This is a genomic window from Chryseobacterium sp. AG363 (assembly GCF_003610675.1).
Classification (GTDB): domain Bacteria; phylum Bacteroidota; class Bacteroidia; order Flavobacteriales; family Weeksellaceae; genus Chryseobacterium; species Chryseobacterium cucumeris.
Genome location: NZ_RAQF01000002.1, coordinates 1,092,107 through 1,107,687, shown reverse-complemented (window position 1 = coordinate 1,107,687; position 15,581 = coordinate 1,092,107). Strand labels below are relative to the sequence as shown.

The window sequence follows — 15,581 nt, the reverse complement described above, 5'->3', positions numbered from 1 at the left end:
TTTTCGCCGTTGAATCATAAAAAATCCGTTCAGCAATGAACGGATTTAATTTTTAATCTGTAATGAAAGTTGAAAAATTAGTTGCTCGCCTTATTCAACAGCTCAATATCTTCCTGATCCAGAACAAGTTTTGGTGCATTGAAGACCGTTTCAAGCTGGGAAGCACTGGTAGCACTTACAATGGGTGCTGTAATCAGAGGATTAGATAACAGCCATGCCAGAGAAACGGTTCCCTGCGTTGTATTATGCTTTGCACTTACCTGATCCAGCGCTTTTAATACTTCAAGTCCTTTCGGATTTAAATACTTTCTTACGCCCTCTCCTCTAGCACTTTTTGCCAGATCTGCTTCATCACGGTATTTACCCGTTAAAAAACCTGCTGCCAAAGACCAATAAGGGAATACACTTAAATCAAACTGCTCTGCCAGAGGAGCATAATTTTGATCAAATCCTTCTCTTTCCATTAAATTGTAATGAGGCTGTAACGCAACATATTTAGGAAGGCTATTCTTTTCTGCAGCTTCAAATGATGCTTTCAAACGTTCCGGAGATAGGTTGGAAGCCGCAATATAACGTACTTTTCCAGCCTTAATGATCTCATCATAAGCAGAAAGAGTTTCTTCTACAGGAGTAGTATTGTCATCAAAGTGTGTATAATAGAGATCAATATGATCCGTCTGAAGTCTTTGCAGAGACTCATCTACAGATTTAAGAATATGTTTTTTGCTGATATCATAGCCATGTTCTTTCGTTTCTGAGCCTACTTTCGTAGCTAAAACGATATCATTACGGTTAGATCTGCTCTTCATCCATTTTCCGATGATCTCTTCAGACTGTCCGCCTTTTCCATTCACCCACCATGAATAGGTATCTGCAGTATCTATAAAATTGAATCCTGCTTCAGCAAAGCGGTCCAGTATATCAAAAGACTGTTTCTCGTCCAATGTCCATCCAAAAACATTTCCTCCGAAGTTGATGGGTGCAATCGTCAAATCGGTGTTCTTGATTTTTCTTTTTTCCATAAAAATAATTTTACTAAGTGACCTCTAAGGTAGGGAATATTAAGCCCGGAAAATATTTAAAATGACCATTCCTGCCATAGTTATTATAAATGGGAATGCTGATGTTTCCTAAGTTTTTTTATTACTTGAATGTGTTGGAAAAGCGCAAAAGCGCAAATAATTTTAAAAGCTAACTGCTTTAAGATACAAAGATTTTATCTCCGATACAATTGAATACTATTTATTTTTATATCTCTTTCTGAAAATCTTACATTGATTAAAGTTGAAATGTTCTTAGACCTTTGCCGCTTCTAACAGAAATACATGTGATTTCATTAGTAACAGAAAAAATAAAAACAGCCATGTAAAAGCTGTTTTTATTATCTATCAATTAAAAATACGGTTATTTTTCAACCTGAGGAATTTCAATAGCGATAAGCTGAAGTTTATATTCCTGTAACTGATGGTGAATGGTTGACAAACCGTTGCTGAAGAATGGTGATGCTTTAAAAAGCTCATGATAATATTCGATACCCTCAAGAACATTTTTCCTGAAAGCATTCCATTTTTTTGTGTGCGAATGGGTAATCTGTGCAGTGGATTCGGTGATTTCCTTTCTCAGATAATCCACATACATTTTTAATTCATTAATAAACATATTCGGACGTTGGTTATCTGAAAGGATATTGGTATTTCCGTAGATATGTTTTACCATTTCCGAAAGAGAAACTTCCTTATCAAAAAAGGCAATATTAGGTCCCGGACATATCACAACGCCTTGCTTTTCACCTTTAATTTCAAGGTTCTGTTCCATGTATGCCGCATTCACAAGTCCTACACACAGGCAGGCTTTATCGGTAATTTCGGATTTTCTTTTATTGAATTCTTTTTCAGTGAATGCATCTTTATTTTCGTAAAGCTCTTTCAGTTTGATATCCTGAAACTTTCTGGAAGCGGTACAGGTTCCTTCTGGAGAAAATTCTTTGCTTAGTGCGAGAAGTTTTTTAGGACAAGAACTTCCATATTTCCCTTTTGCTTCTTTTTCAAACTTCAATACTTCATTAGATGTACCTTTTACAGTATTGAAAGGTACTCCCAATGGCGAAATATTGCTCAGATAGAAATCCTGCTCTTTTGATTGTACAAGTAAATTTCTGGTTTCTGTATCTACAGATGTGGCTTCGGGTACCAGTAAAAACGGTGAACCCCATCCAACACTGTCTACGCTATAATTAGCCAATAAAAACTCATGTTCTTCAGAAGTTCCTACTCCACCCTGAACGGTAATTTTCATTTCTAAAGGTTCGGAAACTACATGCTTTCCTTTTTGTTCCAAAGCAGCTGTCATTAAGGCGTGAGCTGATTGGATCAGATCGTTTTTTTTCTGCTTGAATTCTTCCATGATAGGCCCGAGAAGCATTCCTTCAGTAGCAAATGCATGGCCTCCGCAATTCAGTCCGGATTCTATTCTGTATTCTGAAACCCATAATCCTTTTTTAGCCAGAAAATTTCCCTGAATCATAGCCGAACGGAAATCGCTTACTTTAAGGATAATTTTCTTTTTGATGTTTCCATGTTCGTCCGGGAAAAAGTCTTCAAACTCTTCCATATAGCTGTACAAACGGGGATTCATGCCTGCAGAAAGAACCATTGATGATGATAGCTTACTTTTGGCAAATCCACGCAGTGAAGCATGCGCATCGTTATACATTACAGGAAGCTGTTCATTATTCTGATAGTTGTCTTTATCTACTTTCGTCATGATATTGACATCAATACTTCCCGGTTTTAAATTCGATTCGATAAAGTTTTTGATATTGGAACTCCAGTTATCTTTTTGATTGATAATGTTTTGAAGGCTGTTTTTTAGATCTGAAGTATTCGGAAGCATAGCCATGAATTCCTTCAAAGCTTCCTTGTTTTTGCTGATTTCCTGTTTGAAAGATTCAAATTTTTCATTCACGATATCATCTACCATATCCAGATAAGCGGTAACTCTTTTTGCTCTGTAATCTTCTGTTTTTGTTGAGATCCCGAAATAGTCAAGATTGAACTTTTTGTTGTAAAAGTTCTTCATTTTTTCCAGGATTTCATCATCAATAATAGAGATGACGGAAGAAATTCCATACTGGGCAACACGAATCGGGCTGTCTATGGTATAAGCCAGTCCCATTACCGGAATATGGAAATTGTGCAAAGGTTTTTGTGTCATAAAGTTTTGATAAAAGTTTTTTAATTATTTATCTAGAAATCCTTTACAACTATTCACTTCTTAAAAATATTATTTTAAAATGAATTATGCGTTAAATAGTATTTTAATTATTAAAAACATGTCAAATGTCATTTTTTTGAATTGTTTAAAATAAAAAAGATCAGCTGAATAACTGATCTTTTCTTCTTGTCTGTTTTATTCTAACCGCAAAAGTCACAAAAGCTTTTGTGACTTTTATGATTTCACTTTAATTATTCTGCTTTGTTTTTAAGCATCATCAGAAGGCTGTAGGCTCCTTTCTGTACAATTTTCTTATCCTTTAAAGCATCTGCTTTTACAATCTCCGTAAACTGATCGTCAGCAATTCCGGTGACCACTGGAATCATTTTGTAATTGGATTTTCCAAGATCTTCAAAAACATAATTTTTATTTTCAAAAGACACTACAGCCTCGTTAGGAAGTCCCATTGTATAACGACTGCTGATATTCACTTCGGCGTTCACGTACATTCCTTTTACAAATTCAGTATTCACAGAAGATAATCTGGCAATTGCCGTTGCAGAACCTCCGTTTTCAATACTGGGAACTACGCTGACAATTTTAGCATTGGATTTCACATCCGGATTCTGATTGTTGTACACGAGAATTTCCTGCCCCACTTTTACATCATTCACATCATTTTCAAAAACCTTTAATTCTAAAAGTAATCCAGCTGGATTAATCAGCTCAAATAATGTATCTGCCGGATTGATATACTGCCCGTTATTCACAAGAATTTTACTTACAAAACCTGTAAAAGGAGCATAAATGTTGATTTTACTTCTGATATTTCCGGTAGTCAGACCTTTGGCATTAATTCCGATGATTCTCAGTTTTTCTTCCAACCCTTTTAAAGTGGCGTTCAAAGTAGAATAATCTGCCTGAGCAGTCTGTAGGGTTTTGTCACTGCTGGCTTTGCTTGTATTCAGATCTTTCTGACGGTTGAAATTCAGTCTTGCCGCTTCGAGCTGAGCTTTGGTCACCAGATAATCCTGCTGCAATTGTATAAACTGAGGGTCTTCCACTACTGCAAGCACTTGTCCTTTGCTGAAATGACTTCCATTAATGATATTGATCGATTTGATATGTCCACCCATAATACTGGAAACTAAACTGATATGCGATGGTGCAATTTCTGCCTTTCCGTTTAATCTCACCAGTTTTTCCATATTCCTGTTCTGAATACTGGTTGTAGTTAATCCTACAGACTGAATCTGTTTTTCTGTAAGATGAACGGAGTTTTTGTCGTTCTTTGAAAATTTCGTGTTTTCATACACCGTTTTTTCCTCCTCATTTTTTCCTGAACATGAAGATAAAGTAAGGATGAAAGCCACGCTGTATAGGGATATATTCTTGAAATGCATGTTGATATTATTTTGAAATTAAGAATTGAAGTTCAGCTCCGATCTGATTCAGTTTTTCAAGCTGATCAATATAATCTGCTTTGGTTTTTACGGCCTGATTCACCAGTATGACCCAGTCCAGATAATCTATTTCTCCAACCTCTATCTGTTTCTGAGCAGTTTTTAGAATAGTTTCGGATTTTGGAAGCTGTTTTTGTTCATAATTTTCGATGATCTGCTGTTGGTTCATATAGGTAGTCAACTGTTGTTTCAATCTGTTTTTAAGTTCAATTTCTTTTCTCTGGTACTGATTCTCGGAGATGGCTATTTTTGCCTGTGCTGCCTTTGCCAAAGCTCTCTGTCCTTTGGTGAATAGTGGAATTCCTACTCCTACCTGAACCGAATTGAACCGATTATTATTGATGTTTTTCATACTTTGATTGGTGTATCCTATAAGAAGATCCGGAAGCAGCCTGCTTTTTTCAAGCTGTACTTCTGCCTCTCCTACTTTGATCTGCTGCTGCAGATATTGAAGCTCAGGATGCTGTTGTACCATTTCTTCTGCAATCTGAAGTCCGATATTCACCGTGGGACGATCGGCAACTGGTTGGTACGGAACCTCTGACTGAAGTAATAACTGAAGCTGAAGTTTTGCAATATTCACGTCGTTTTCTAACGTATTCAACTGTACTTTGATCTGTTCTTTCTGGATTTCTGCGGTGGATTCCTCCAGAATATTGGCTTCCCCTTTTTTTAATCTTAATCCGGCTTTATCTGCAAAATTATTGTAAAGCTGGCTGATGTATTCCAGCACTTTTTTCTTCTCCTGAAGCACCAGTATCCTGTAGAAAACACTTGTTACTTCTTTGGTAAGCTGTGCCCTGGTCAGATTCTGATTGATGACACTGGCAGACCATTCGGCATCCAGCATTTGTTTTCTTTTTGAATACACCGTTGGAAAACTGAATCTTTGAGTGATTCCGAATGAATTATCCGTTTCCTCTCCCTGAATCTGGCCAAATCCTCCGGTAATTTCCGTCTGGGGAATATCCAGATAACTGGCTTTCAGTTTTTCCTGATAATCTGAGACTAATTTTGAATTTTTAAGAGTACCATTCTGCTGGTATGCTTTTTCCAAAGCCTGATCATAGGTAATATTTTCCTGAGCCTGATAAGTTCCAAAGGATATTAACAACAGGAAAACAGACAGTTTTTTATAGTTGGTTTTTTTTGAGAATTTCATTTTATCTTTATTAATATGTTCAAAGAGGACGTATAAAATTGGAAGGACAAACAAGGTTAAAAGAGTGGCAAGCATTAATCCTCCGATCACCACCGTTGCCAGAGGTCTCTGTACTTCTGCTCCTGCACCGTTGCTGATGGCCATGGGAAGAAACCCCAGAGAAGCTACAAACGCAGTCATTAGAACCGGGCGAAGCCTGATTTTGGTTCCTATCAGTACAATTCTGCTGGTATTGGCTATTCCATTCTTTTTCAATCGGTTAAATTCTGATATCAAAACAATTCCATTAAGTACGGCAACTCCAAATAATGCAATGAATCCTACGCCTGCACTGATACTGAAGGGCATTCCTCTCAACGCCAGAAAGTACACTCCTCCTATCGCAGATAAAGGAATGGCAGTATAGATTAACAAGCTGTGTTTTACAGAACCGAAAGCAAAGAATAAGAGCAGGAAAATCATTACTAACGAAATAGGAACTCCGATTCCCAGTCTTGCTTTGGCTTCATTTAAGTTTTCAAAAGCACCTCCATAAGAAACAGTGTATCCTGGTGATAGTTTCAGGTTTTTATCTGCTTTTTGCTGAAGTTCTTCAACAATACTCTGGACATCTCTTCCTCTCACATTAAAACCTACAATAATCCTTCTTTTAGTATCTTCCCGCTGAATCTGGTTCGGACTGTTTTTAAGCTCTACTTTAGCCAATTGTGACAAAGGAATCTGTTCTCCTGAAGAAGTTGGAACCAAAAGATTCTGAATGCTGGTAATATCTTTTTTATGCTCATTATCCATTCGGACAACGATATCAAACTTTTTTTCACCTTCATATAAAGCACCTGCAGTTTGTCCTGCAAAAGCCATATTAATTACCCTGTTGATATCCGCCACTGAAATATTGTATCTAGAAAGTTCCGAACGGTTATAATCAATCACAACCTGCGGAGCTCCTACTACCGGTTCAATATAAAGATCCTGGGCACCTTTTACAGTGTTGATGATGCTTCCCATCTTTTTTGCATAGGTGGCAAGGCTGTCCAGGTCTTCACCATAAATCTTGCAGACTACATCCTGCCTTGCTCCGGTCATCAGCTCATTGAAACGCATCTGTACAGGAAATTGAAAACTGGTTGTCAGCCCCGGAATAACGCTTAATGCTTTGCCCATTTTGTCAGAAAGCTCAGAAAATGTCGTTGCAGAGGTCCATTCCTTTTTAGGCTTTAAAACGACGATCATATCTCCGGAATCCATTGCCATTGGTTCCGTGGGAATTTCTGCACTTCCAATTTTCATGACTACTTTTTCTACTTCAGGAAACTGTGTTAAAAGAATATGCGCCGCCTGTGTAGTGGCTTTCTTGGTTTCATTGATATTACTTCCCTGAAGAATTCTCATTTCGACAGCAAAGTCGCCTTCCTCCAAAGATGGTATAAATTCTCCACCCATTCTGGAAAGGATAAAAACAGCACCTGCAAACAGGATTAGCACACCAATAATGATAGTTTTTCTGAATTTAAGAGCTTTCATCAGTAATTGCTGATGTCCGGTTTCCACTTTACCCATGACGCGGTCCGAGATGTTTTCTTTTTCTTTTTTCTTTCTGCTTAATACCAGAGAACTCATCATCGGTATATAAGTCAGGGAAAGAATAAATGCTCCGATCAGGGCAAAGGCAACAGTTTGAGCCATAGGCTTAAACATTTTTCCTTCAATTCCCTGCAGGGTAAAAATCGGAAGATATACAATTAAGATAATAATCTGTCCGAAAACTGCACTGTTAACCATTTTGGTCGCAGAGCCTGAAACCTGATCATCCATTTCTTTTTTGGTGAGCATATTGTCTTTCCCAAAGTGCTTTTTATGAGCAAGCTGATGCAGCACGGCTTCCACAATAATGACAGCACCATCTACAATAAGACCGAAATCCAGCGCTCCAAGACTCATCAGATTTCCTCCAACCCCGAAAATATTCATCATGATAATGGCGAAAAGCATGGCCAAAGGAATAACGGAAGCCACCAGTAATCCTGCTCTGAAATTTCCTAAAAATAATACCAGAATGAAAACAACGATCAAAGCCCCTTCCATCAGGTTTGTTTTTACAGTACTGATGGTATTGTTCACCATTTTAGCGCGATCAAGGAAAGGCTCAATCACCACTCCTTCCGGTAAGGACTCCTGAATTTTTTCCAGTCTTTGTTTGATATTTCCAATCACGACATTGGCATTTTCTCCTTTCAGCATCAGAACAATTGCTCCGGATACTTCTCCGGTGTCATTATAGGTCATCGCGCCATACCTTGTCGCATAACCGATCTTGACAGACGCTACATCTTTAATATGCACAGGAATTCCTTCTTTAGTTTCCGCTACCTGAATGCTTCCAATATCTTCCGTACTTCCCACAAGTCCTTCGCTGCGGATAAACAGAACGGTTTCTTTCTTTTCAATATATGCACCTCCGGTATTCTGGTTATTCTTTTCCAGTGCTGCAAAAACATCATTGATGTTGATGTTAAATGCCTGTAATTTATTAGGATTAATGGCAATTTCATACTGTTTCAGTTTTCCTCCGAAACTGCTTACATCTGCCACACCTTTTGTTCCCAAAAGCTGTCTTCTGACCACCCAATCCTGAATGGTTCTCAGTTCTGTTTCGTCATATACATTTTCGTATCCTTTTTTGGCTCTTACCACATATTGGAAAATCTCTCCCAACCCTGTTGAAATAGGCCCTAATTCCGGCTTACCGATTCCTGCCGGTATATTGTCCTGAACAAGCTGCAGCCGTTCCTGAACCTGTTGACGCGCCCAATACACATCCGTCTTATCATCAAAAACTACCGTCACTAATGAAAGTCCGAAACGGGAGAAACTTCTCAGCTCTGTAATTCCGCTGATATTGCTGGTAGCCTGTTCGATAGGAAACGTAACAAGACGTTCTATATCTGCTGCACCATATGAAGGAGCAGTAGTAATGATCTGAACCTGATTATTGGTGATGTCCGGCTGGGCATCAATAGGAAGTTTAGTGGTTTCATAGACTCCAAAGAGGATGAGAGCCACAGTAAACAGAGCAATGATGAGTTTATTCTTTACAGAAAACTCAATAATTTTATTTAACATGGAAAAAACGATTAATGGTAATCCGGAATGCTTTATAAAAGCTGAAATGCTCCCAAAACTTAAAGTATCAAAACATGCATTTGTAACTTCTTTGGTTAAGGCTTAAGCATCAATACAATGCATTACGAATTAATTGATATGTAACAAAAATTCACTGCTTTAGATAAGAATATAAAGCATTAATTTTCAATGTGAAGTCGATTAAGAAAGCCGCGGTGGCTGGAAAATCTGAGAAAGGTATTGGTTGGAAAAGTCTTTTTCCTTGTAAATACTGCTTTTCTTTGAAACAGTAATTTCCTTAGGTTTTTTTATTTCGAATGAAAGCTCCGGAAGCTGTGCGTGTACGGTAAGTACGATAGGAGGATTGATAAAAGGCAGTTTCTGATCGGTATCCCAGTCTGAATCCTCTTTGTGGTTATCATAGTGCTCCATTACAAATTCTGAAAAGCTTCCATGGTATTCCATGAAATGTTCCACAAACATAGGCACTTTAAGTACTTCCCCCGCATTGGTGGTAGCCAGCACATACATCATTGAACATAATATGGAGAACCATTTTAACATGAGTGCAAATATAGGGCTTAAATTTTTTCTGAATGGGCTGTAGTATTAATTTTTTGAGAATTTTAGCCAGTTTAAAAGCAGTTTAAATAAATAATAACTCTTCGTAAAAATGTTAGGTTTATCAAACAAAAAATCAAAGCCTTGACTTCAGTCTGCTCAGTGTCTCCTGTGAGATATTAAGATAGGAAGCCACCAGTTTGTTGGAAAGCCGGCGTACAATAATCGGATTTTCTTCCAGTAACTGTTTGTATTTTTCAAGAGCATCCTGCACCATAAAAGACATCAGCCTTTTAGTGTTGGCAATACAGGCAATTTCAATATAAATTCTGTAAAATTTTTCCCATTGAGGAATAATGTCCAATAAATGATAAAAATCCTGATGGGTAATATAATAGACCTCTGAATCTTCTACTGCCTGAAGAAGTTCATCAGAAGGTTCCGAAGTAATAAAGGTATGAAGTGCTGTAGCGAACTGATTTTCAAAAGCAAAATATCTTGTAGAATCCTGCCCTTCCTTATTAATGTAAAATATCCTTAAACAGCCTTTTACAACAAAGAATGTTTTTTTGGGAGAATGAACATTGGTAACGAGAAGCTCGTTCTTTTTTAATTTGACAGGTTTGAAATAAGAAAGAATAACTTTCAATTCTTCATCTGTTATTGATATTTTGCTTTTAATATATGAAACTAATACGTCTTCCATTTATTTAAATCAGTCACCGCAAATGTAGCAATAAATATGTTAAAAACTTATTGCTATTCCTGCTTCTTAAGTGCTTTCAGAAGTTTTTCCTTCCGGTTGCCCTGCTCTCCAATAGGAACAGGCGTATAGGGCTTGGGTGTCCCATTTCAGGTTTGTTTTAAAATAGGTGCGAAGCTCATGTACAGTAGTATATTCTGCAGCGATGTAAACATATTCTTTCAATACACCTGATGGAAACTGAACAGATTTCACCACTTCGGCAAGCATGCTTCCCTGCTCAGGATGAAGATTGTACAGCCATTCAACTGAAATATCTGCTGCAGAACAAAGCATAAGCTCATCCTCTTTACCTGCCACTTCCAATATTATTTTTGCTCTTACGTAGGAAGGAAACTGTTCTGCGATGGCACAAATCACAGGCAGAGCCGTTGCGTCTCCTGCCATCAGATAAAAATCAGCATCCGGAATTAAAGGTTTTGTGCTTTCTTTCATTCCTATTTCCAATACATCACCTGGATTGGCCTTCAATGCCCATGCAGAAGCCGGACCGTTATCACCATGAGCTACAAAATCAATGCTCAGTTCCTTTTCTTCAAGGTCAATTTTTCTGTTGGTATACGTTCTGATGAGAGCTACGTTTTCTTCTTCAGCGGGTATAAATATTTTATTATTAGATCCTGACTTAACGTTAGCCAATAGTTCAGTCTGTTTTTTATCAATATTAAATATGACACGGATTAAATGCGGTGTAATAAAGAGTTTCTTTTTAACGGTAAATACAGAACGTATTTTTTTCGTTTCTTTTACTTGAGATATTAGGGAATATTCCATTTTTATTTTTTGTTAAATAGTAAAATAATCATTGCAATGACACAGCTGATTCCTCCGAACAGGTATACAGTCTGATAATCAAACCACCCGGCAATTAATCCTGCTATAGGACCTGCCAATCCTAATGAAAGGTCAACAAATGCGACATAGGCTCCTAGTGCTGTTCCTCTCATCTGCGGCTTTACTTGTTGAATGGCAAGAACTCCCAATGCAGGAAAGACCAATGAAAATCCTACTCCCGTCAATCCACATCCGATAATAGCCAATGTTTTGGAGGCAGAGGTCCAGATCAGCATTTGTCCTGCCACTTCGATAATCAGAGAGATCAAGGCTATTGTAAATCCTCCGTATTTATCCGGAAAAGAAGCAAATAAAATTCTGGTCAGCACATAACATGCTCCGAAGATCATAAAGGCAAGAGAAGCATCACCCCAATTTTTTTGAGAGAAAAACAAGGCAATAAAAGAAGCAATACATCCAAAAGCCATTGATGAAAAAGCAAGGCTCAGACCCTGACCCGATATGGTACCAATTACTTTGTAGAAAGGCATTCTTACATGATCTTTATCTACGGGAATAGAAGGAAGTTTTGCTGTGGAAAGCCAACTTACCAGCGGAAGTAAGGCAATAAGAAGAAAAGCAGGAAAAATATTGTATTCTTTACTTAACCAGATACTGATGGGAGCTCCGATTGCAATTCCCGCATACATGGCAATACCATTCCAGGTCATTACTTTTCCCGAACTGGAATGTCCTGCAAGACCTATTCCCCACGTTAATGCTCCTGTAACGAGAAAACTTTCACCAATCCCATGAATAATTCTTGCCAATAAGAGAAAAGCAAGTGCCAGAATCGGTTGAGTCTGAAATAATACCGCCAGGACATAAGCAATTCCTGCAATAACAGCCAGTATTACGCCGGACATTTTACTTTTCTTAGCACCTCTGGTATCTGTGATTTTTCCGGAATAGGCACGGGTTAAAAGTGTTGATAATGATTGCAGACCAATCACAAGTCCTACAATAATGCTGTCAAAACCCAACGTGTTCTGAACAAACCTGGGAAGTAATCCCAACGCAATTCCTATGGTAAGGTAAATTGCAAATACCGAAATGATAATAGGAGCCGTTGCCTGATAGAAATTAATAGTCTGTCCTTTTTCTAATGTTGTACTCATAAATCTGTTTAAAATATTCGGGTGCAAAGGTCCCGGTACAACAGATAAAAAACTTTGACTTAGATCAAAAAAGGAAGAATGGCATTAATCAAAATCCAGAAAACTATCCGTAAGTTGTTTCCACTGTATTTTTGCAATTCCCAGCATTCCGCCTAAAGCAGTAGCAAGATTTCTGATGACATCCGGAAGCTTTGCGTTCCAGTTGGGTCTTTCATTTCGTCCGTATACGGCTGCTTTTAAATAAGCTATATTGCGGGATATCATAAAAGTTGAGCTGGCTGCAGAACTATAAAAATGGGCAATATGACGACTTTTTTTATTTTGAGGATTTATCGAAGGTCTGCATGTGATTGATATACTTTCAGAAAAACTGTCCTGATAGAAGCAGATATCTGTTATTTTTACCCAATCGTACCCTTTAGCCTCAGGTTCTCCCGGACCAGGAATATCAATCCTGATAAAATCTCCTTTTTGAGGTTCTCGGTCTGCAGGATTCCCATCAAAATCATATAATTTAAATGCAGCGAAAGCTTTTCCGGTATAATTTTCCCAATTATTAACTGAAAAGAATCTTTCTTTTAATAGGTTAAACTTTTCCGGAATCAGATCCTGGTCAAATACTTTTCTGCTTTCCGTATCATGGAAGCCACCGAACTTTTGTGCAGGAACTCCTTTAAATATCTTTGGACTCATATGACAGGTTTTTATCCAAAGTAGTACAAAAAACTTTCAGAATTTATGAGTAGGATCACAAAAGAGTTAAGCGTGTGTTTAATTATTACCTTTATAAAGTCGTATTCTGATAATAATTCACTTTTTGAGGTTTCTTTATTTTGCTTAAAAAACATGCGTACAATTCTTCAAATGGCGAATTATATTTATCAGGAGAGGTTTATATATTGCTGATTTCGGAATCTCAAAGAAAACAAGGAAGATTTAGGAAATAATTACTTTTAGGAAAAATCAATAATTTTTAAAAAAAATAAACTTATACTGTTTTGCATAACGTGATTTTTGTTTATATTTGTGAATCGAAATAATTTTTTTTCATCATTTGTGTTTTTTTAAGGTCTCCATCCGTGGAGACCTTTTTATTTTCAATAATATCATAATTGAATATTGACTAATGAAGTGGAAAAACGGGCGAAATGTGAAATATTTTCTTATTTAATTCAGTTGATTGCTTTTCTTTAAAGGAATGTACGAAGTTTTATAATGTTAATAACTCCCCTTTTTTAATAATTTCAAACTGTTTTTATAAAGATTAAAAAAACTATTGAATGGTTTTAATAAAATCAGTTGGCCTGAATTTCATCACAGAATAAAAACTTCTGGTATAAGCCTGAACACTCTTGTACCCTACTTCATAAGCTGTTTCTGAAATGGTAAGATTTCCGGAACTCAAATATTCCAGACTCTTGATGATACGAAGCATTTGCTGATATTTGCTTAAAGTAAGACCTGTTTCTTTTTTGAAAATACGCTCCAGAGTACGGAAAGATAAAAGTGCTGTATCACTCAGGTCTTCCATTTTGATCTCATTTCGGTAATGACTGTGGAGATACTCTATGACTTTAGCAAGGCGTTTATCTTTGGGAAGACTGATATGAAGAGTCAGGGAATGTTCTACAAACCGTGGAAGTTCGTTGAACAATGCTTTCAGAAACAAGCTTTCATGATGATCCGGAGTCATCAGCTTAGACCATTTCTCTGCATATTTTATCATTTCCTTTAAAACCGGAGGAACAGAAAATACCTTCACATCTTGATAAAAAGATTCTTGGATACTGATCTCCGCAAACATGATCATCAGTTTGATCTTTTCAGAATGGGAATTGGTTTTATGGACTGCATTTGGTGGGATCCATACGGCATGATTTTGAGGGAGGAGATAGATTTTTTCTTCGATAGTTATGTACTGGAAACCACTCTCTACATACACGAGCTGCCCTTTCTGATGGTGATGCAGAACATTATCATGCACCCAGTTTTCTTCAAACCATACAAAATAAGGCTTTTTCAGTTCATCTATTTTTATACTGTCATTAGCATTCATGTCGTTTCAGGTTAAAACTTTGGCAAAATTAAACAAAATTACTGTGCTAATTTTGTACAAAAGTTTTTATTATGATGAAGAATGAAGTAAAAAAGAATGCTTCGTATATTTTATTAATTATTAATGTTCTGGTAGTTATACTTATTTCCAGCAATCTCCGTTCACCGATTGTGGCGGTTGCTCCTGTACTTGGAGAAGTAAGGGAGGCTTTGAAACTGGATAATTTTCAGGTGAGTCTGCTTACTTCTATTCCCCTGTTTATGTTTGCCGCCTGTTCTGTACTGGTGAGCAGATTTTCCAATAAGTTTGGAATCAGTAAACTGCTTATGTATTCTCTGATTATTCTAAGTTTTGGATTATTCTTGCGAATCACCGGATCTCTATGGCTTTTGTTTTTGGGTTCTATCTTCATTGGTTTGGGAATATGCATTGGAAATGTGGTTACTCCCGGATACGTTAAAAATAATTTTCCAAAGCAGATTGGTCTTATGACAGGAATTTTTGCGGTATCTATGAATCTTACAGCAGCTTTAGCTTCAGGATTCAGCGTGAAAATAGGAGAACTGACAGGTTTTGGATGGAAAGGCTCTCTGGGAATATGGCTGGTGATTGCCGCATTGGGTTTCCTTGTTTTATCATTGGAATTCATATTTAACAAAAGAAATCCGGCTCCACCTAAAACAGCGCTCAGTACTTCAGATTTTAATATGTTCAAATCTGCCCAGGCATGGAATATCAGTATTTTTATGGGATTGCAGTCTTTATTTTATTATTGCCTGGTAGCATGGCTTCCTTCCTTTCTTGCTGACTTTCATATGCAGGGAGAAAGTTCGGGCTGGGTATTTTTTGTCATTCAGATTACCATGATTCCTGTGACATTCTGCTGTCCGATTATTGCCAGTAAAATGAAAGACCAGAGACTTATGATCCTTTTCATATGTACCCTGATGTTCAGCAGTACAATGATGTTTGTCTTTCTGAAATCTCAGTGGATTTATGGGAATGCGGTGATAATTGGTATTTCTAATGGATTATCTTTCAGTTTGTCAATTCTTTTCTTTTCTACAAGAACGAAAAGCAGTATCAATGCCGTTAAGATATCAGGAATGGCTCAGTCTGTAGGATATCTGATTGCAGCGTTCGGGCCTCCGTTATTTGGAAAACTGCATGATTGGGATACTTCCTGGAACAGTTCATTCTATTTGTTAAGCTGTGCGGTAATACTGATGCTGTATTTTGGATTGAAAGCAGCGAGAAATAAATATGTTGAGGATTAGGATAGTCAAAG

General features: G+C 37.3%; 11 protein-coding genes. 1 reads left to right on the top strand and 10 read right to left on the bottom strand.

The genetic code is table 11. From position 1 onward, the window contains the following. Positions 1-77 precede the first annotated feature (77 nt). From DEU39_RS04935 to DEU39_RS04890, 10 genes are all read right to left on the bottom strand, one after another. Positions 78-1,022 carry an aldo/keto reductase gene (locus tag DEU39_RS04935; protein WP_120231143.1) on the bottom strand — a complete coding sequence of 315 codons (945 nt, stop codon included), beginning with the start codon at positions 1,020-1,022 and terminating at the stop codon, positions 78-80. Positions 1,023-1,404: 382 nt separating this feature from the next. Next, positions 1,405-3,213, bottom strand: a complete 1,809-nt coding sequence (locus tag DEU39_RS04930) for a hypothetical protein (protein WP_120231142.1) — start codon at positions 3,211-3,213, stop codon at positions 1,405-1,407. A gap of 251 nt (positions 3,214-3,464) precedes the next feature. Beyond that, entirely contained in the window at positions 3,465-4,616 is a 1,152-nt protein-coding gene (locus tag DEU39_RS04925) for an efflux RND transporter periplasmic adaptor subunit (protein WP_120231141.1), read from the bottom strand. Positions 4,617-4,623: 7 nt separating this feature from the next. Beyond that, entirely contained in the window at positions 4,624-8,961 is a 4,338-nt protein-coding gene (locus DEU39_RS04920) for a CusA/CzcA family heavy metal efflux RND transporter (RefSeq protein WP_120231140.1), read from the bottom strand. A gap of 201 nt (positions 8,962-9,162) precedes the next feature. Then, positions 9,163-9,525 (bottom strand): hypothetical protein, encoded by a 363-nt coding sequence (locus DEU39_RS04915; RefSeq protein WP_131797460.1) that lies wholly within the window; start codon positions 9,523-9,525, stop codon positions 9,163-9,165. A gap of 133 nt (positions 9,526-9,658) precedes the next feature. Continuing rightward, positions 9,659-10,228: a Crp/Fnr family transcriptional regulator gene (locus DEU39_RS04910; protein WP_062669523.1), complete on the bottom strand. Its 570-nt coding sequence runs from the start codon at positions 10,226-10,228 to the stop codon at positions 9,659-9,661. A gap of 66 nt (positions 10,229-10,294) precedes the next feature. Beyond that, positions 10,295-11,059, bottom strand: coding sequence for a siderophore-interacting protein (locus DEU39_RS04905; RefSeq protein WP_120231139.1), 765 nt, complete (start codon positions 11,057-11,059; stop codon positions 10,295-10,297). A 2-nt stretch (positions 11,060-11,061) separates the two neighbouring features. Next, the gene (locus DEU39_RS04900) at positions 11,062-12,237 is read right to left on the bottom strand and encodes an MFS transporter (RefSeq protein WP_120231138.1); all 1,176 of its coding nucleotides are present in this window, start codon (positions 12,235-12,237) and stop codon (positions 11,062-11,064) included. Between the two features lie 84 nt (positions 12,238-12,321). Next, positions 12,322-12,930, bottom strand: coding sequence for a hypothetical protein (locus DEU39_RS04895; protein WP_120231137.1), 609 nt, complete (start codon positions 12,928-12,930; stop codon positions 12,322-12,324). 580 nt (positions 12,931-13,510) lie between these two features. Next, positions 13,511-14,293: an AraC family transcriptional regulator gene (locus DEU39_RS04890; RefSeq protein ID WP_120231136.1), complete on the bottom strand. Its 783-nt coding sequence runs from the start codon at positions 14,291-14,293 to the stop codon at positions 13,511-13,513. A 71-nt stretch (positions 14,294-14,364) separates the two neighbouring features. On the opposite strand from DEU39_RS04890, the gene DEU39_RS04885 reads away from it, so the two are divergent. Next, positions 14,365-15,570, top strand: a complete 1,206-nt coding sequence (locus DEU39_RS04885) for a CynX/NimT family MFS transporter (RefSeq protein WP_228436642.1) — start codon at positions 14,365-14,367, stop codon at positions 15,568-15,570. Positions 15,571-15,581: the final 11 nt, after the last annotated feature.